This is a genomic window from Methylobacterium sp. JK268, assembly GCF_054052225.1.
On sequence record NZ_JBSVZN010000009.1, the window covers coordinates 228,598 to 246,127 of the forward strand.

Below are 17,530 nucleotides of genomic sequence, written 5' to 3' on the forward strand. Positions count from 1 at the left end.
CGTCGGGCTTTCCCGTATCGCCCAAGCATCGCGGCGTCGATCCCGGTCGCGCGCTCCGGCTCGTCTCGCCGTCGTCACGCCGCGAGCGGGCGCGCCCGCGCTCCGGGGGCGACTCCGCCCGCCTCATCGGCGCGATACTGTGGCACGACCCGCGGGTTAACTGTTCGTTAACCATTCTCAGCGAATCTCGTCTCGCGTAGCCCGAGACCGATCGATGCTGCCTTTCGACTCGCTTCTTCCCCGCCCGGCCCTGACGAACCCCGTCCTGCTGGCCGCCACCGTCGACTCGTTCGGCCGCAGCGCCGCGAGCCGCCGGGATGTCTGGCGCCTGCTGACCGACACCTACACGGTCGATCTCGACGCGGTGGCCGCCGTGCTCCCGCGCGAGGATGCGGAGCCGGTCTGGCTGCCCGCCAGGAGCTGAGGCCGCTCAGGCGGCGACCGACAAGCCGTCGCCGCGGCGGAGCACCCCGCCCGCCACCACCTGCGCGTAGACCCCGCAATCGGCGTGGCCGAGACGCTGCATGAGCGCCTTCGGTATGGCGAGGTCGCGCTCCCCGGTGGCCGGGTCGACGTTGGTGGCCGCGCAGCGCTCGGTGCGCTTGATCACCCGCAGCCGCACGCCCTCGGATCCGACGAGGTCCGTCCCCACGAGGTCGAGCTCGCCGAAGGCCGGCAGGCCCGTGACCTGGAGGTTGCCCCGGAAGCGCAGCGGGTCGACGGGAGCGCCGACCATGTCCTCGATCGCCGCGACGCTCGCGAGGTTGATGAGCGAGACGAAGCCGCTGCGGGAATCCGTGAAGCGGAAGCCGTCGGGCGCCGCCAGCACCTTGGGCGGCCCGCGCAGCGCGCCCGGCATGAAGCGGCGGAAGAACGCCTCCGCGGTGAGGCGCCCCGCGCGGGCGCGGAGGTCCGCCCGCAGGACCTCGCGGTCCCCCTCGCGGATCACCAGTTCGCCGGTCTCGTCCTCGTAGCGCGTGGCGAGCCGGGCGAGCTCGGCGTGGCGCATCAGCATCAGGAACTTGACCTTCGGCTGATGCGCGGGCGCCGCCGGATCGAAGCCGCTTGGGCCGTTCTCCACCGCGTAGAGCCGGTCGCCCGGGAAGTAGCCGCCGGCGCTCAGCGTCGCCTCCTCCAGCGGCTCGGGAGACAGGCCCTTGACCGGGTAACGGTGCAGGGCGGCGACGTGCAGCGTGGCGGTCATGCCCCCGGGTTACGCCCGGGCCTCGGCTCCGGCAAGTCCATCCGCCCCCCTCGCGCCGCGCATCCCCCTCGCCGCGTAGGCGGGGCCGACCCCCTTGTGTTACCGATATGCCACACTACATGCAGCCCACCGGCGGCTCGACCAGAGAGCCGGGGGCCCGGCGCCGACGAGGCGAGGGCACCTGAGACGGCCCGTCCGCGCCCGAGAGGGGCGGGTGGTCGCGATCGAGGAGGGGAGTGGAGAATGAATTTCGAGAAGTACACCGAGCGCGCCCGCGGCTTCGTGCAGGCCGCGCAGGCTCTGGCGCTCCGCGAGGGCCATCCGCAGCTCTCGCCCGGCCACGTGCTGAAGGTCCTGCTCGACGATCCCGAGGGCCTCTGCGCCGGGCTGATCGAGCGCGCCGGCGGCCAGTCCCGGGTGGCGCTGGCGCAGGTCGAGGCGTGGCTCGCGCGTCAGCCGAAGGTGTCGGGCGGCGCCTCCCAGCCGCAGGCGACCCGCGAGCTGATGCGCCTGTTCGACACCGCCGAGAAGGCGGCCGAGAAGGCCGGCGATTCCTACGTCACGGTCGAGCGCCTGCTCCTGGCGCTCGCCGTCGAGAAGGAGACCGAGGCCGGCAAGGCGCTCGCGGCGGCGGGCGTCACCGCGGCCTCGCTCAACGGCGCCATCAACGCCCTGCGCAAGGGCCGCACCGCGGACAACGCCACGGCCGAGAACGCCTACGACGCGCTCAAGAAATACGCCCGCGACCTCACCGAGGCGGCCCGCGAGGGCAAGCTCGACCCGGTCATCGGCCGCGACGAGGAGATCCGCCGCACCATCCAGGTCCTGTCTCGGCGCACCAAGAACAACCCGGTGCTGATCGGCGAGCCCGGCGTCGGCAAGACCGCCATCGTCGAGGGGCTGGCGCTGCGCATCGTCAACGGCGACGTGCCGGAATCCCTGCGCGACAAGCAGCTCCTCGCCCTCGACATGGGCGCGCTGATCGCCGGCGCGAAGTACCGCGGCGAGTTCGAGGAGCGGCTGAAGGGCGTGCTCTCCGAGGTCACGGCGGCTGAGGGCGGAATCATCCTGTTCATCGACGAGATGCACACCCTGGTCGGGGCCGGCAAGGCGGACGGGGCCATGGACGCCTCGAACCTGCTCAAGCCCGCGCTCGCCCGCGGCGAGCTGCACTGCGTCGGTGCGACCACGCTCGACGAGTACCGCAAGCACGTCGAGAAGGATGCGGCGCTGGCGCGGCGCTTCCAGCCGGTCTTCGTCTCGGAGCCGACCGTCGAGGACACGGTCTCGATCCTGCGCGGCATCAAGGAGAAGTACGAGCAGCACCACGGCGTGCGCATCCAGGATTCGGCGCTGGTGGCGGCCGCGACCCTGTCCAACCGCTACATCACCGACCGCTTCCTCCCCGACAAGGCGATCGACCTCGTCGACGAGGCGGCCTCGCGCCTGCGCATGCAGGTCGATTCGAAGCCCGAGGAGCTCGATTCCATCGACCGCGAGATCGTGCGGCTGAAGATCGAGGCCGAGGCGCTGAAGAAGGAGACGGACGCGGCCTCCCGCGACCGGCTGGTGCGGCTGGAGAAGGAGCTGGGCGACCTCGAGGAGAAGTCGGCGGCGATCACGGCGCGCTGGAAGGCCGAGAAGGACAAGCTCGGCCGCGCCGCAGAGCTGAAGAAGAGGCTCGACGAGGCCCGGACCGAACTCGCCTCCGCGCAGCGGCAGGGCCAGTACCAGCGGGCGGGTGAACTCGCCTACGGCATCATCCCGGGGCTGGAGCGCGAACTCGCGGAGATCGAGGCGCGGGGTGCCGACGGCGCGCGGGGCAACGGCTCGGGCCTGATGGAGGAGGCGGTGACGCCGAGCCACGTGGCGGGGGTCGTCTCGCGCTGGACCGGCGTGCCCGTCGACAAGATGCTGGAGGGCGAGCGCGAGAAGCTGCTCGCGATGGAGGCCGCGCTCGGCAAGCGCGTGGTCGGCCAGCGCGAGGCGGTGACCGCTGTGGCGACGGCCGTGCGCCGCGCCCGCGCCGGCCTGCAGGACCCGAACCGGCCGATCGGCTCGTTCATGTTCCTGGGGCCGACGGGCGTCGGCAAGACCGAGCTGACCAAGGCGCTGGCGAGCTTCCTGTTCGACGACGAGACCGCGATGGTGCGCCTCGACATGTCCGAGTACATGGAGAAGCACTCCGTCGCCCGGCTGATCGGCGCGCCCCCCGGCTATGTCGGCTACGAGGAGGGCGGGGCGCTCACCGAGGCGGTGCGGCGCCGGCCCTACCAGGTCGTGCTGTTCGACGAGATCGAGAAGGCGCATCCGGACGTGTTCAACGTCCTGCTGCAGGTTCTCGACGACGGGCGGCTCACCGACGGGCAGGGGCGGACGGTCGATTTCCGCAACACGCTCCTCGTCATGACCTCGAATCTCGGCGCCGAGTACCTGGTGAACCAGCCCGAGGGCCAGGACACCGACGCGGTGCGCGACGAGGTGATGAGCGTAGTGCGGGCGCATTTCCGGCCCGAATTCCTGAACCGCGTGGACGAGATCATCCTCTTCCACCGGCTGCAGCGGGAGGAGATGGGCGCGATCGTCGACATCCAGCTCGCCCGCCTGCAGAAGCTCCTCGACGAGCGCAAGATCACGCTCGACGTGGAGCCGGATGCCCGGGCCTGGCTCGCCGAGCGCGGTTACGACCCGGCCTACGGGGCGCGCCCGCTCAAGCGCGTCATCCAGAAGGCGGTGCAGGACCCGCTCGCCGAGCAGATCCTCGCCGGCACCATCCACGACGGGGAGCGGGTGCCGGTGCGGCTCGGCCCGGAGGGGCTGATGATCGGCGACGTGGCGGTCACGGCCGCCCGGCGGCCGGCGGGCGTGACGCTGAACTGACGGGCGTGAGCGGCTGAAGGGGCCGGCCTCCGCGAGGGGCCGTCCCTCGTCACGTGACGACGGGCGGCCGTCCGCGCCTCGACACGGAGGCCTCCCTGCCTATGGGCGCGGGCCGCCCCCGAGACCATGCCGCTCGGCGCCGCTCCGCGCTATGATGCATGTTCGCGGGGGCCCGGCGAGGGGACGCGGATGGACGGCGACGACCTCACCTACGCGATCGGCGACATCCACGGCTGCGCCGACCAGCTCGACCGCCTGCTCGCCGAGATCGAGCGGCACCGGGCCGGGCGCCCGCGGCGCATCGTCTGCCTCGGCGACTACGTGGACCGCGGCCCCGACAGCGCCCGGGTCATCGCCACCCTGCGCGGCCTCCAGGAGCGCGAGCCGGGCCGCATCACCTGCCTCAAGGGCAATCACGAGGCGATGCTGCTCGGCGCGCTCTCGGGCGCCGACGAGCCGCTCTGGCTGTTCAACGGGGGCCGCGCCGTGCTCGCCTCCTACGGCGTGACGCGGGTCGACCAGCTGCCGCGCGCCGACCTCGACTGGATCGCCGCCCTGCCCACCCTGCACGAGGACGAGGCCCACTGGTACGTCCATGCGGGTTTCCGGCCGGGCCGGCCAGCGCCGGATCCGGATGTCGAGCGGCGGCTGTGGATCCGGGAGCCGTTCCTGTCGGCCGACCACGATTTCGGCAAGCACGTGGTCCACGGCCACACGCCGCTCCGGGACGGCCAGCCGGAGGTGCGGCGCCACCGCACCAACCTCGATACCGGGGCGGTGTTCGGCGGCCCGCTCACCGCCGGCGTGTTCATCCCGCGGGAGGGGCCGCCCGCGGCCTTCCTTCAGGTGCTCTGACGGGGCCACAGGCCCGCGATCGCCGCGAGCAGCCAGCCGAGCATCAGCACGATCCCACCCGCGGGGGCCGCCATGGGGAAGAGCGGCACCTGCGCCAGCGCCCGCAGGGCGAGGTCGCCGCTGAACAGGCCGAGGCCGACGCAGAGGCACGCCGCCGCGAGCCGGGCGAGGGGAGGGCGCAGGCGCCCGGAGCCGGCGAGGACCAGCACGGGCCCCGCGTGGAAGAGCAGGAACTGCGCGGCCGTCTGGAGATTGCCGCCGCCGGTCAGGTGCGCGGCCGCCGCCGACAGGGCCACGCCCAGCAGCCCCGCCAGCGCACCGAGGGCGAACAGGATCCGGTCGGCGGGGTGCATCAGCTCCGCTCGGCCAGGAGCCGCGCCACGCTCGCGCGCAACTCCGGGATGCCCTCGCCGGTGCGGCTCGACGTCAGGATGATCTCCGGATAGGCCGCCGGCCGCCGGGCGAGCGCCGCCGCCGTGGCGTCGAGGCGCGGCTGCACCTCGCTCTTCTTGAGGTCGTCGCCCTTCGTCAGCACCACCTGGTAGGAGACGGCGGCCGAATCGAGCTCGTCCAGCACCTCGCCGTCATTGGGCTTGATGCCGTGGCGCGCGTCGATGAGGACGTAGACCCGGGCGAGGTTGGCGCGACCCTGGAGGTAGGCGTGGATCAGCTCCGTCCAGGACGCCACCTTCGCCTTCGACACCGCCGCGTAGCCGTAGCCCGGCATGTCGACGAGGGTGAGCTTGCCCCCGAGGTCGAAGAAGTTGAGCTGCTGCGTGCGCCCCGGCGTGTGCGAGGTGCGCGCGAGCGTCGTGCGGCCGGTGAGCGCGTTGATCAGGCTCGACTTGCCGACGTTGGAGCGGCCCGCGAAGGCGATCTCCAGCCCCCGCATCGGCGGCAGTCCGTCGAGCTTGTCCGCCGCGGTGGCGAAGTCGGCGGCGCCCGCGAAGAGCAGGCGCCCCGCCTCGATCAGGGCCGCGTCGTCCTCCTGATCCATCAGCCCTTGGCCGCGTTGGCGGGCGTTCGCCGGGAGAATGTCGAGCGCAGGTTGTCCCACAGCTCCACCTTCACGCCGTTGCGCCGCATGATCACGTATTGCTGCGTGATCGACAGCAGGTTGTTCCACGCCCAGTAGATCACCAGCCCGGCCGGGAACGAACCCAGCATGAAGGTGAAGATGATGGGCATGAAGGTGAAGACCTGGGCCTGCACCGGGTCGGGCGGGGCCGGGTTCATCTTCATCTGCAGGAACATCGTGATGCCCATGACGATGGGCCAGACGCCGAGATGGAACAGGTCCGGCGGCGCGAAGGGCAGCAGGCCGAACAGGTTGAGCACCGAGGTCGGGTCCGGCGCCGCGAGGTCGCGGATCCAGCCGAAGAACGGCGCGTGCCGCATCTCGATGGTGACGAACAGCACCTTGTAGAGCGAGAAGAAGACCGGGATCTGGATCAGCACCGGCCAGCAGCCGGCGACCGGGTTGATCTTCTCCTTCTTGTACAGCTCCATCATCGCCTGCTGCTGCTTGACCTTGTCGTCCGCGTAGCGCTCGCGGATCGCGGTCATCTCCGGCTGGACAGCCTTCATCTTGGCCATCGAGACGTAGGAGCGGTTGGCGATCGGCAGGAAGAACAGCTTCAGGATGAAGGTGACGATCAGGATCGAGACGCCGAAGTTGCCGAACAGCTTGTAGAAGAAGTCCAGCGCCTTGAACATCGGCTTGGTGATGAAGTAGAACCAGCCCCAGTCGATGAGCAGGTCGAACTTCAGGATGTTCTGGCCGGTGCGGTAGGCATCGACGGTCGAGACCTCCTTGGCACCGGCGAACAGGCGCTGGCTGGCCTGGAGGGTCGAGCCCGGCGCCAGGGTCTTGGCCTCGCCGAGGCTGCTCGCCTGGTAGACCTTGGTCTGGCCCTCGTCGCGCTCGGTGAAGCTGCCCGTGTAGGGGCTCTGCTGGTCCGGGATGGTGGCCGCGGCCCAGTACTTGTCGGTGATGCCGAGGAAGCCGCCGGTGGCGCCCGGCCAGGACACGCCGCGGGTGCCGGGGGCGCCGAGCGGGTTCTCCTTGGCCATCTTGTCGTAGGTGTATTCCTGCAGGCCCTTGTCGCCCACGACCCCGATCATGCCCTCGTGGAGCACGTAGTAGCCCTGGGTGTGCGGCTTGCCCCAGCGCGAGACGAGGCCGTAAGGGTAGAGGGTGACGGCGTTCGCGCCCTTGTTCTCGACCGAGTCCTCGACCGTGAACAGATACTTGTCGTCGACCGAGAGCTTGCGGCGGAACACGAGGCCGGCGCCGTTGTCCCAGGACAGCGTGAGCGGCGTCCGGGCGGTGAGCGCGTCGCCGTCCGCGGTCCAGACCGTGTCGCCGCCCGGGAGCGGGCCGGCATTCTGCCCGACCCAGCCGAACTCGGCGTAGTAGGGGTTGGCCGACCCGGCCGGCGACAGCAGCACGATCTCCGGAGAGGTCGGGTCGACGGTCTCGTGGTAGCCCTTGAGGGAGACGTCGTCGATGCGGCCGCCCTTGAGGGCGACGGAGCCGCGCAGGGCGTCGGTGTCGATGCGCACGCGCGGCGAGCGGGCGAGCGCCTCCTCGCGGGTCAGCGCGGCCTGCGGGTTGCCGCCGCTCGCGCCCGGCAGGGTGCCCGGGACGGGGGCCGAGGGGCCGCCCTCCTTCGGGCTCGGCGACGGGGTGGTCGCCTGTGCGGCCTGCTGCGCCGCCTGCTGCTGGCGCTGCCGCTCGACCTGCGGCGCGGAGACGAAGTAGTTCCAGCCGAGGAGCACCGCCAGCGACAACGCGATGGCGATGATCATGTTGGTCTTGTCGTTACCCATGAAGGTCCCGCGACGCCTGCCGCTTCACGCGCGGGACCGGGCGCGCGTCACGCGACGTCCGGCCCTGCTGTCTTCTGCAAGAGGCAAGGCCGGCGACCGGCATCGCCTCACGGTTGTGGTTCGAGCGGGGCGGCCTCGCGGCGGGGCCGGCCCGGCTCCTTCGCCGGCTTCGGCTTCGTCACGGTGGCGAGCGCCCGCCGGATGTCGTCGACCAGGACCGCGAAGGGTGCGCTCAAGGCCTCGCGACGGCCGATCAACACCACGTCGAGGGCCCGGTCCGCGTGCTCGGTCCCGGCGGCCGCGACGGCGGCCTTGAGGCGGCGCCGGATGCGGTTGCGCTCGGTTGCGTGCCCCGTCTTGCGGGTGACGGTGAAGCCGAACCGCAGCCCGGTCGCCGTCTCGTCCGCCCCCCGAAGGCGCCCCTGCGCCGTCATGCGCCCCGTGTGGAAACGGCGGCCCGCGGCCGCCGCCAGATAGTCGGGGCGCCGCGTGATCCGCCCGATCGGGGGCGTGTCGGCGCCCATGCGGCTCGCGGCCGCGCGCGGCGTCAGGCCGAGAGGCGCTTGCGGCCGCGGGCGCGGCGGGCGGCGATGACCTTGCGGCCACCGACGGTGGCCATGCGGGCGCGGAAGCCGTGGCGGCGCTTGCGCACGAGCTTGGAGGGTTGGTAGGTTCTCTTCACGGCGATGGCTCCGAAGGCCGGGGCCGACGATGCCTGGCACCGCCGCAGCCCTCGTTGATGACTGATCTGTCAAGGCGAATAGCGAGCGACCGCCCTCGTCGGAGGGCGGTCTCGCGTCGGGCGCTGTATGGCCGAAGGGCGGGGGTGAGTCAATCACTTGGAACCGGGCCAAGCGCCGCGCGGAGCGGAACGCGACCCTCCCCCTCTGCGGGGGAGGGTGGCCTGCGGAGCAGGCGCAGCGGGACGCAGTCCCGCCGAGAGGGGCTGGCGCGACGATCCTTCAGGAGCGCTTCTCACAACCCGTCAGATCTCTCCGGAAGCGTGGTGCCCCTCTCCCGCCCCTCTCTGCGGAGCACCCTCCCTCGCAGAGCGGGGAGGGTTTTCTTCCCGCGCCCTGCCGCACAATCTCGGTGCCGAATGCAACTGGGAGAACCCTCCGCATGCTCACCGACGACGACCGCCCGCGGCCCCAGACCACCACCCACGCGATCGGCCAGGATCTCACCGCGCTCTCGATCGGCGACCTCGACGCCCGGATCGCGCTGCTCAAGGCCGAGATCGCGCGCCTGGAGGAGGCCCGCCGGCACCGGGAAGCCTCGCACGACGCGGCGCACGCGGTGTTCCGACTCTGACGCCTCAGGTCTGCACCGCCGCCTCGTCCTCCGGCACCACGTCCACCGCCACTGTGAGCCGCTGGGCGCCCGAGCCCGCGATAATGCCGGCGACGGGCGCCACGTCGGAATAGTCGCGCCCCTGTGCCAGCACGATGTGGTCGTTCTCGACGCTGATCGCGTTGGTCGGGTCGAGGCCGTGCCACCCGTCCCCGCACCAGACCAGCACCCAGGCGTGGCTCGCATCCGCCCCTTCGAGGCGCTTCATGCCCGGCGGCGGCTGCGTGCGCAGGTAGCCGCTGACGTAGGCGGCCGGCAGGCCGAGCCCGCGCAAGCCCGCGATCATGATGTGCGAGAAGTCCTGGCAGACGCCCCGCCGCCCGGCGAAGGCCCGTGCCAGGGGCGTCGCCACGTCGGTCGCGGCGGCGTCGAAGGTGAAGTCGGCATGGATGCGCCGCATCAGGTCGACGGCCCCCGCATAGGCGCCCCCGCCCGGCGGGAAGCTCGCGCGGGCGTAGTCCGTCACCTCCGGCACCAGGGGCACGCGGCCGCTCGGGGCCGCGTAGTGCACGGGAGAGTCGGGCGCGAGGCTCGCCTGCGCGAGCACCCGCTCGCGCACCTCCTCCCAGGCGAGACCCGAGGCGAGGTCGGGCAGCCGCGACCGCTCGACGTCGATCCGCGACACCGCCTCGATCCGGAAAGTCCGGTGCGGCGTCTCCACCGTGAGCGTCGTGGTGGCGTTGCCGAAGAAATCGCGGCCCGTGGCCCGCCGGTGAGGCGTCGGCTGGACGTGGATCTGGTGGGAGAGCACGCGCTGCCCCTCGCCCGTCGTGGGCGTCAGCCGCAGGCTGCAGCGCGCATGCGTGACGGCGTCCCGGTAGCTGTAGGCGGTGACGTGGCGCAGGAGGTAGATCACGCCAGCGCCACCAGCCGCTCGGGGCGGGCGGCATCCGAGCCCCCCGGGAAGTAGCGGGAGGCGGCCGCCTCGGCGATCGCCCAGAGGCGCGCCTCCCAGTCCTGCGCCACGGCGGGCGACAGGCCGGCCGCCTCGGCGCTGGCGATCTCGCCGGCCAGCGCCCGCACCAGCCGGGTCGGAGGTTCGGGCAGCCCGTCCTGGCGCAGGGCCGGCAGCCCGTCGAGGTGCTCGGCCAGCCGCTCGACCTGGAAGGCCACCGAGCGCGGGTTGAAGGGGTCGAGCAGCACCATGTCGCGCACCGGCGCCAGCGCCACCCCGAGCAGGTAGCGCGCCCCGTAGGAGATGCGGGAATCGACGAGGCGCAGCAGCGTCGCGAGGTCGTCCCCGGTCGCATCGTCCGCCGCGAAGGTCTCGGCGAAGCGGCAGGCGTTGATCGCCCGCTCGATGCGCCGGCCCATATCGACGAAGGGCCAGCCGCCGGCCCGGTTCATGTTCTCCTGGGCGAGGCCGGAGAGCGCCGCGGTGAGTTCGAGGGCGCGCTCGGCCCGGTCGAGCCAGGCCGCCTCGGAGCCCGGATTGGCCTCCGGCGCCTCCAGGAGGTCGTGGAGGGTGCGCAGGGCCCGCCAGGTCTCCAGGGAGAGGCGCTCGCGCAGCACGGCGGCGTTGCGGCGCGCGGCCGCGACCTGCGCCCGCGCGGAGCCCCAGGCCTCGCGCCCGGAGAGCGCGTGGGCGGCGATCGCGGCGGCGGAGCCGAGCACCGTCGGCACGGCGCCCCAGGCGTGCAGCAGCCCCCGCAGCCGCGCGTCGGTGCCGAGATCCGCCTCGCTGCGCGCCAGCCCCCCGGCGCCCGCCAGCAGGCAGGCGGTGATCCGCACCACCGTCTCGGCCCGCTCCAGGTAGCGGCCGAGCCAGAACAGGTTGTCGGCCGCGCGGCTCGGCAGCAGGCCCTGGACCCGGCGTACGGCGGGCTGGTCCTGGCGCGGCATCGCGGCCGCGGGATCGCCGTCGCGGCCGCCGAGCACCCAGACGTCGGCGGTGCGCACGCCCGCGCCCATGGCGACGGGCTGCACATCCGCGTGCTCCGAGATCCGGCAGAAGCCGCCCGGCATCACCTGCCAGCCCCCGGGCGTCGCCGCCGCGAACACCCGCAGCACGAAGGGCCGCGGCACGAGGCCGGCCCCGTCCCAGACCGGCGCCGTCGAGAGCTGCACCGGCTCCTGCGCCACGAGGTCGCCGGGCCGGTCGCGCAGGACGGCGAGCAGGCGCTCGGTCTCGGCCGGGTCGCGCAGTCCGAAGGCCCGGGTGGTGAAGGCGCCCTGGGCCGGGGCCGCGGCCGGGCGCAGCGTCAGGGTCTCGACCCGCTCCAGCACGGCCGCGCGGGCGACCGGGTCGCCGCACCACCACGTGGCGAGACCCGGCAGGCGCAGGGGTTCGCCGAACAGGTGCTCGCAGACGCCCGGCAGGTAGGCGGCGAGCCAGCCGCCCTCGACGAGGCCGGCGCCCGGCATGTTGCCGATCACGCAGGCGCCCGCCTTCAGCGCCTCGACGAGGCCGGGCACGCCGAGCCGGGAATCCGGGTTCAGGGCGAGGGGGTCGATGAAGTCGCCGTCCACGCGCCGCCAGAGCACGTCGGCCCGCTTGAGCCCCGCCACCGTGCGCACGTAGAGCCGCCCGTCCTGGACCAGGAGGTCGTCCCCCTCCACGAGGGCGAAGCCGAGGTAGCGGGCGAGCACCGCCTGCTCGACATAGGTGTCGCCGTAGGGACCGGAGGTGAGGAGCCCGATCCGCGGCTCGATCCGCTCCGCGGCGGCCGCCAGCCCGTCCCGGAAGGCCTGGAAGAACGGGGTGAGCCGCTCGACGTCGAGGGCGCCGTGCACCTCCGGCAGGGCGCGGGCCAGCACCATCCGGTTCTCCAGCGCGTAGCCGACGCCGGAGGGGGCCTGGGTGCGGTCCGCGAGCACGCGCCAGCGCCCGTCCAGCCCCCGCGACAGGTCGGCCGCGTAGAGGTGGAGCTGGCGCCCGTTGCCGGGCTGGCGCACTCCGTGGAGCGGGCGCAGGAATTCCGGGCTCGCCGCCACCGCGGCGGCCGGGATCAGCCCGGCCGTCACGAGGTGCGCGTCCCCGTAGAGGTCGGCCAGCACCGTCTCCAGCAGGCTCGCCCGCTGGGCGACGCCCGCGGCGATCGCCGCCCACTCGTCCTCCTCGACGAGGAGGGGCAGCACGCCGAGCGGCCAATCGCGCTCCGCGGCCTCGCCGTAGACCCGGTAGGCGATGCCGGTGTTGTGGATGTGCCGCTCGGCTGCCGCGAGCCGCGCGGCGATCTCGTCCTCCGGCAGGGCGGCGAGCCGGTCGAGGAAGCCCTCCCAGGCCCGGCGCGGCGCCCCATCCGGGCCGATCAACTCGTCGGGCACGCCCGGGAGCGGCCGATAGCCCGCCGTCCAGCGGGCGCGCCGCGCCGCCCCCTCCGCCTCGGAGTCGGGGAGGGCGAGGGCGAGCGGGGTGGCCGCGCTCATCGCGGCGCGGGCGTGCGCAGGTCGAGGGTGAGCGGGAATTCGCGCCGCGTCTCCTCGGGCGCGAGACGGACGCGGCCCGGCGTGTGGCCGTGGTCCTGGAAGCGGGCGAGGCGGCGCCCCTCCGCCTCGTAGGTGTTGACCGGAAAATGCTCGTAGTTGCGCCCGCCCGGGTGGCTCACGTGGTAAGTGCAGCCGCCGAGCGAGCGGTTCGACCACGTGTCGACGATGTCGAAGGTCAGCGGCGAGTGGACCGGGATCGTCGGGTGCAGCGCCGAGGCCGGCTGCCAGGCCTTGAAGCGCAGGCCCGCCACCGCCTCCCCGGAGCGCCCGGTCTCGGCGAGCGGCAGGCGGCGGCCGTTGCAGGTGACGACGTGCCGGCTCGGCACGTAGCCCTCGACCCGCACCTGCAGGCGCTCCACAGAGGAATCGACGAAGCGGACGGTGCCGCCCGCCCCGCCCTCCTCGCCGAGCACGTGCCAGGGTTCGAGGGCCTGGCGCAGCTCCAGGGTGACGCCCGCATGCGCGACGCTGCCGTAGCGCGGGAAGCGGAACTCGGCCTGGGCCTCGTACCAGACCGGGTCGAAGGCATAGCCCGCCTCGCGCAGGTCCCCGAGCACGCCGAGGAAGTCCTGCCACAGGAAGTGGGGCAGCATGAAGCGGTCGTGGAGCGCCGTGCCCCAGCGGACGAAACCGCCCTCCTGCGGCTCGCGCCACAGCCACGCGATGATCGCCCGCAGGAGGAGCTGCTGGGCGAGGCTCATCCGCGCGTCCGGCGGCATCTCGAAGGAGCGGAATTCGAGCAGCCCGAGGCGCCCGGTCGGCCCGTCCGGCGAGTAGAGCTTGTCGATGCAGATCTCGGCCCGGTGGGTGTTGCCGGTGACGTCGACGAGCACGTTGCGGAAGAGCCGGTCCACGAGCCAGAGCGGCACCTCCGGCCCGCCGGGCGGCGGCACCTGGGCGAGCGCGATCTCCAATTCGTAGAGCCCGTCGTGGCGCGCCTCGTCCATGCGCGGCGCCTGGCTGGTCGGGCCGATGTACAGGCCCGCGAACAGGTAGGACAGCGACGGGTGCCGCTGCCAGTAGAGGACGAGGCTCTTCAGGAGGTCCGGCCGGCGCAGGAAGGGCGAATCGGCCGGGGTCGCGCCGCCCAGCACCACGTGGTTGCCGCCGCCGGTGCCGGTGTGGCGCCCGTCGATCATGAACTTCTGGGCGCCGAGCCGGGTCTCGCGGGCGTCCTGGTACAGGCCCGTGGTGATCGCCACCGCCTCGCGCCAGGTGGCGGCCGGGTGCACGTTGACCTCGATCACGCCCGGATCGGGCGTGACCTTGATGACGCCGAGCCGCGGGTCGTAGGGCGGCTCGTAGCCCTCGATGTGGACCGGCGTGCCCGCCTCGGCGGCGGCCTGTTCCAGGGCCTCCACCAGGGCCACGTACTCGTCCGCCCGCTCCAGCGGCGGCATGAACACGCAGACCGCCCCCTCCCGCGGCTCGACGGCGAGCGCGGTGCGCACCGCGACGCCGTGCTCGGCGCCGCTGCGCCCCTTGCGGGGCGCGGGGGCGAGCGATCCGCGCGCCTCCAGCGGGTCCTGCGGGGCGTAGTAGGGATACGATTCCGGGGGAATGTAGGTGAGGGAGTTCAGCGGCAGGCGGAAGCCGACGGGGGAATCGCCCGGCACGAGGTAGAGGGCGCCGCGCCGCGTCTCCCACTTCTCCGAGACCCAGAGCCGCTCGGTCCCGACCGCGATGTTGGAGAGCGGCAGCACGTAGCCGACCGGCTCCGACAAGCCGCGCTTGTAGACGCGGGCCATGCGCTCCTGGAACTCGGCGTCGCCGACCCGCGGCTGCAGGGGCGAGGTGTTGATCGGAAGCTCCGCCTCCTTGCGCTCCCAGTATTCCGGGTCCTCGAAGGTCGGCTGCACGAAGGGCGACAGGCCGAGGATGCGGGCGAGCGCCTTCGCGAACGCCTCGGCCTCAGCGATGCCGACATCGGCGGGCCCGGCGATGCGGGCGATCCGCTCCGGATCGCGCCAGATCGGTTCCCCGTCCTTGCGCCAGTAGAGGGCGAAGGCCCAGCGCGGCAGGCTTTCGCCCGGATACCACTTGCCCTGGCCGTAATGCAGGAGGCCGCCCGGAGCGAAGCGGTCGCGAAGCCGCCGGATCAGCTGGTCGGCCAGCGCGCGCTTCGTCGGCCCCACCGCGGCGGTGTTCCACTCGGCGCCCTGGAAATCGTCCACCGACACGAAGGTGGGCTCGCCGCCCATGGTCAGGCGCACGTCCCCGTCCGCGAGGTCGCGGTCGATCCGGTCGCCGAGCGCGTCCATGGCGCCCCAGGCCTCGTCCGAGAACGGCTTCGTCACCCGCGGCGCCTCGGCGACGCGGCTCACGGTCATCTCGAAGTGGAAATCGACCTCGGCCGGCTCGGCGAGCCCGGAGATCGGCGCCGCCGAGCGGTAATGAGGCGTCGCCGCGAGCGGGATGTGGCCTTCGCCGCAGAGGAGCCCCGAGGTAGCGTCGAGCCCGATCCAGCCGGCGCCCGGCACGTAGACCTCCGCCCAGGCGTGGAGGTCCGTGAAGTCCTTGGCGGTGCCGGCCGGCCCCTCCACCGCCGTGGTGTCGGGCACGAGCTGGATCAGGTAGCCGGAGACGAACCGCGCCGCGAGGCCGATCCGCCGCAGGATCTGCACCAGCAGCCACGCCGAATCGCGGCAGGAGCCGCTGCCCGCCTCCAGGGTCTCGTCGGGCGTCTGCACGCCCGGCTCCATGCGCACCACGTAGGAGACGCTGTCGCGCACCAGCTGGTTGAGCGCCACCAGGAACAGGACAGTGTTCTTCTCCTCCGGCAGCCGCGTCAGGATCTCGTCGAGGCGCGGCCCGTCCTCGTTCGGGACCAGGTAGGGGGCCAGTTCCTCCTGCAGCTCCGGCGGATAGGCGAAGGGCCGCGTCTGGGCGTAGTCGTCGACGAAGAAGTCGAACGGGTTGATCACCGACATGTCGGCGGTGAGGTCGACCTCGACCCGGAACTGCGTGGTCTTGTCCGGGAACACGAGGCGGGCGAGCCAGTTGCCGCTCGGATCCTGCTGCCAGTTCACGAAGTGATTGCCCGGCTCGACCTTGAGCGCGTAGCTCAGGATCCGGGTGCGTGTGTGCGGCGCCGGACGCAACCGAATCACCTGCGGCCCGAGACCGATGGGCCGGTCGTAAGTGTAGGACGTGACGTGGTGCAGGGCGGCCTTGATCGACACGGTGACTCCGATGGGGCTGGCGGCAGCGTCTCGCGCGCGGCGGATCCTGGTCTGTTGAGCTTCTACACGCCCACCTCCGCCGCGTCAGCCGCGGCCTGTCCCCGGACCGGAGCGTCGCGCCCACGGCGCCGCGGCCCCGTTTCGAGGCAAGTCCCGTGCCGGGCGCCACGGAACTTTGCCGGTTCGGGAACCATTGCCGATCACCGGGCCGGGAAACGGTGCGGGCGCGCGCGGCGGGCTGTCCGATGAAGATCTTCCAGTGCGAGGCCTGCGAGCAGCCCTTCCACTTCGAGACCGCCCGCTGCGCGAGTTGCAAGCGGCGGGCGGGCTACGACCCGAAGGCCGGATGCGTCGTGACCGTGACCGGCGTCGGGGAGACGCTGCATCGCCTCGGCGCCTCGGGCCGCGCCTACCGCCCCTGCGGCAACGCGGCGCTCGGGGCCTGCAACTGGCTGATCCCGGAAGAATCGCCGGAGGCCTACTGCCTCGCCTGCCGCCACAACCGCACCGTGCCGGACCTCTCGATCCCCTGGAACCTGATCCGCTGGCGCGACATCGAGATCGCCAAGCGGCGCCTGTTCTACTCGCTGCTGCGCCTCGGGCTGCCCCTGGCGCGGCGTCCGGACGATCCCGAGGGGCTGGCCTTCGACTTCCTGGTCGACCCGGCCGAATTCCAGAGCGGCGGCCCGGCCGTGCTCACGGGCCACGACAACGGGCTGATCACGGTCAGCCTCGCGGAGGCGGACGGCGTCGAGCGGGAGCGCCGCCGCGCGCTGTTCGGCGAGTCCTACCGCACGCTGCTCGGGCATTTCCGGCACGAGATCGGCCACTACTTCTGGAACGTGCTCGTCCGTCACGATCCCTGCCTGCCGGCCTTCCGGGCGATCTTCGGCGACGAGCGGGCCGATTACGGGGCGGCCCTCCAGCGGCACTACGCCCGGGGACCCGGCGAAGCGTGGCAGGAGCGCTTCGTCTCGGCCTACGCCACGGCGCATCCGTGGGAGGATTTCGCCGAGACCTTCGCGCATTACCTGCACATCGTGGACACGCTGGAGACCGCGGGCAGCTTCGGCCTGAGCATGCAGCCCAAGCTGCGCGCCGACCTCGCGGCGGCGGTGGATTTCGACCCGCACCGCGCGCCCGATCTCGGCCGACTGATCGAGGCGTGGCTGCCGCTCACCTTCGCGATGAACGCGCTGAACCGCAGCATGGGGCAGCTGGACCTCTACCCGTTCCGGCTGACGCCGGCGGTGATCGGCAAGCTCTCCTTCGTGCACGATCGCATCCATGCCCGGACCGACACGCCGGGGGCCGCCGCCGGGACGCTCAAGGCGGTGATCGCCACCTTGCGCACCCCGGTGGCGCCGCCGCGGTCGGTGTAGGCGCAGGCCCCGATGAAGGTCCAGGTGGTTCAGCAAGAATTCTGACGTGTCCTGCGACGAGCACAACAGTCTACGATTGAAGACGGGACGGTCCGGGACCCTTACCCCTGCCCCTGTCCCGCACGGGCTTGCGGATTCACACTTCGGGTGGTGCGCATGCCCTCTCCCCGCGTGCGGGGAGAGGGTCGAGCCCCCCTTGGAGGGGGCGAGACGAGGCGGCGCACCGATCGCGCAGGGATCGGCCCGAAGGTGAGGGGGCGGCGCAGGATGAGGCTCTTCCAGAACCGCCCCCTTGTATCTGGAAGCCGGCCCTTTTGGATGATGTGATGAGGGCTGCGCGGGGACCGGCGGCCGCCGGTCCCCGCGCGTGGCGGACGGCTCCCGCGCCCCCTCTGGCTGCAACCGCTGGTGAG

General features: G+C 72.6%; 14 protein-coding genes. 5 read left to right on the forward strand and 9 right to left on the reverse strand.

From position 1 onward, the window contains the following. The first annotated feature begins 214 nt into the window (after positions 1–214). Positions 215–424 (forward strand): hypothetical protein, encoded by a 210-nt coding sequence (locus tag ACW9J6_RS12275; RefSeq protein WP_457116754.1) that lies wholly within the window; start codon positions 215–217, stop codon positions 422–424. Between the two features lie 6 nt (positions 425–430). Here ACW9J6_RS12275 and ACW9J6_RS12280 read toward each other — a convergent pair whose 3' ends face one another. Beyond that, positions 431–1,204 carry an MOSC domain-containing protein gene (locus tag ACW9J6_RS12280; RefSeq protein WP_457116755.1) on the reverse strand — a complete coding sequence of 258 codons (774 nt, stop codon included), beginning with the start codon at positions 1,202–1,204 and terminating at the stop codon, positions 431–433. A 243-nt stretch (positions 1,205–1,447) separates the two neighbouring features. On the opposite strand from ACW9J6_RS12280, the gene clpB reads away from it, so the two are divergent. Further along, positions 1,448–4,084 (forward strand): ATP-dependent chaperone ClpB, encoded by a 2,637-nt coding sequence (gene clpB, locus ACW9J6_RS12285; protein WP_457116756.1) that lies wholly within the window; start codon positions 1,448–1,450, stop codon positions 4,082–4,084. Positions 4,085–4,273: 189 nt separating this feature from the next. Beyond that, a complete protein-coding gene (locus ACW9J6_RS12290) occupies positions 4,274–4,939 on the forward strand; it encodes a metallophosphoesterase family protein (RefSeq protein ID WP_457116757.1) in 666 nt (221 codons plus the stop codon). Here ACW9J6_RS12290 and ACW9J6_RS12295 read toward each other — a convergent pair. From ACW9J6_RS12295 to rpmH, 5 genes are all read right to left on the reverse strand, one after another. Further along, positions 4,927–5,292, reverse strand: coding sequence for a DUF423 domain-containing protein (locus ACW9J6_RS12295; protein ID WP_457116758.1), 366 nt, complete (start codon positions 5,290–5,292; stop codon positions 4,927–4,929). The genes ACW9J6_RS12290 and ACW9J6_RS12295 overlap by 13 nt on opposite strands. Continuing rightward, positions 5,292–5,936 (reverse strand): ribosome biogenesis GTP-binding protein YihA/YsxC, encoded by a 645-nt coding sequence (gene yihA, locus ACW9J6_RS12300; RefSeq protein WP_457116759.1) that lies wholly within the window; start codon positions 5,934–5,936, stop codon positions 5,292–5,294. The genes ACW9J6_RS12295 and yihA overlap by 1 nt, the downstream gene beginning before the upstream one ends. Continuing rightward, positions 5,936–7,771, reverse strand: a complete 1,836-nt coding sequence (gene yidC / locus ACW9J6_RS12305) for a membrane protein insertase YidC (protein ID WP_457116760.1) — start codon at positions 7,769–7,771, stop codon at positions 5,936–5,938. Before yidC ends, yihA begins: the two co-directional genes overlap by 1 nt. A gap of 107 nt (positions 7,772–7,878) precedes the next feature. Beyond that, complete coding sequence (locus ACW9J6_RS12310; protein ID WP_457116761.1) at positions 7,879–8,295, reverse strand: ribonuclease P protein component; 417 nt, start codon at positions 8,293–8,295, stop codon at positions 7,879–7,881. A 23-nt stretch (positions 8,296–8,318) separates the two neighbouring features. Beyond that, complete coding sequence (gene rpmH, locus ACW9J6_RS12315) at positions 8,319–8,453, reverse strand: 50S ribosomal protein L34 (protein WP_010300405.1); 135 nt, start codon at positions 8,451–8,453, stop codon at positions 8,319–8,321. Between the two features lie 440 nt (positions 8,454–8,893). On the opposite strand from rpmH, the gene ACW9J6_RS12320 reads away from it, so the two are divergent. Then, on the forward strand, positions 8,894–9,085 hold the full coding sequence (locus ACW9J6_RS12320; protein WP_457116762.1) for a DUF1192 domain-containing protein: 192 nt from the start codon (positions 8,894–8,896) through the stop codon (positions 9,083–9,085). 4 nt (positions 9,086–9,089) lie between these two features. Here ACW9J6_RS12320 and ACW9J6_RS12325 read toward each other — a convergent pair whose 3' ends face one another. From ACW9J6_RS12325 to ACW9J6_RS12335, 3 genes are read right to left on the reverse strand one after another with little or no spacing between them, the layout of a single operon-like run. Beyond that, positions 9,090–9,980, reverse strand: a complete 891-nt coding sequence (locus ACW9J6_RS12325; RefSeq protein ID WP_457116763.1) for a transglutaminase family protein — start codon at positions 9,978–9,980, stop codon at positions 9,090–9,092. Beyond that, complete coding sequence (locus ACW9J6_RS12330; protein ID WP_457116764.1) at positions 9,977–12,493, reverse strand: circularly permuted type 2 ATP-grasp protein; 2,517 nt, start codon at positions 12,491–12,493, stop codon at positions 9,977–9,979. The genes ACW9J6_RS12325 and ACW9J6_RS12330 overlap by 4 nt, the downstream gene beginning before the upstream one ends. Then, positions 12,490–15,735: a transglutaminase family protein gene (locus ACW9J6_RS12335; protein ID WP_457116765.1), complete on the reverse strand. Its 3,246-nt coding sequence runs from the start codon at positions 15,733–15,735 to the stop codon at positions 12,490–12,492. The genes ACW9J6_RS12330 and ACW9J6_RS12335 overlap by 4 nt, the downstream gene beginning before the upstream one ends. Before the next feature lie 245 nt (positions 15,736–15,980). Between ACW9J6_RS12335 and ACW9J6_RS12340 the strand changes: the two genes are divergently transcribed. Further along, positions 15,981–17,117, forward strand: coding sequence for a zinc-binding metallopeptidase family protein (locus ACW9J6_RS12340; RefSeq protein ID WP_457116766.1), 1,137 nt, complete (start codon positions 15,981–15,983; stop codon positions 17,115–17,117). The last annotated feature ends 413 nt before the right edge of the window (positions 17,118–17,530 follow it).

What these genes read in the sequence shown, in the direction of transcription:
- ACW9J6_RS12310 (WP_457116761.1), bottom strand. Translation starts at nt 8,295, where the DNA reads ATGGGCGCCGACACGCCCCCGATCGGGCGGATCACGCGGCGCCCCGAC.
- ACW9J6_RS12290 (WP_457116757.1), top strand. Translation starts at nt 4,274, where the DNA reads ATGGACGGCGACGACCTCACCTACGCGATCGGCGACATCCACGGCTGC.
- yidC (WP_457116760.1), bottom strand. Translation starts at nt 7,771, where the DNA reads ATGGGTAACGACAAGACCAACATGATCATCGCCATCGCGTTGTCGCTG.
- clpB (WP_457116756.1), top strand. Translation starts at nt 1,448, where the DNA reads ATGAATTTCGAGAAGTACACCGAGCGCGCCCGCGGCTTCGTGCAGGCC.
- ACW9J6_RS12275 (WP_457116754.1), top strand. Translation starts at nt 215, where the DNA reads ATGCTGCCTTTCGACTCGCTTCTTCCCCGCCCGGCCCTGACGAACCCC.
- ACW9J6_RS12330 (WP_457116764.1), bottom strand. Translation starts at nt 12,493, where the DNA reads ATGAGCGCGGCCACCCCGCTCGCCCTCGCCCTCCCCGACTCCGAGGCG.
- yihA (WP_457116759.1), bottom strand. Translation starts at nt 5,936, where the DNA reads ATGGATCAGGAGGACGACGCGGCCCTGATCGAGGCGGGGCGCCTGCTC.
- ACW9J6_RS12320 (WP_457116762.1), top strand. Translation starts at nt 8,894, where the DNA reads ATGCTCACCGACGACGACCGCCCGCGGCCCCAGACCACCACCCACGCG.
- ACW9J6_RS12280 (WP_457116755.1), bottom strand. Translation starts at nt 1,204, where the DNA reads ATGACCGCCACGCTGCACGTCGCCGCCCTGCACCGTTACCCGGTCAAG.
- ACW9J6_RS12340 (WP_457116766.1), top strand. Translation starts at nt 15,981, where the DNA reads ATGAAGATCTTCCAGTGCGAGGCCTGCGAGCAGCCCTTCCACTTCGAG.
- ACW9J6_RS12295 (WP_457116758.1), bottom strand. Translation starts at nt 5,292, where the DNA reads ATGCACCCCGCCGACCGGATCCTGTTCGCCCTCGGTGCGCTGGCGGGG.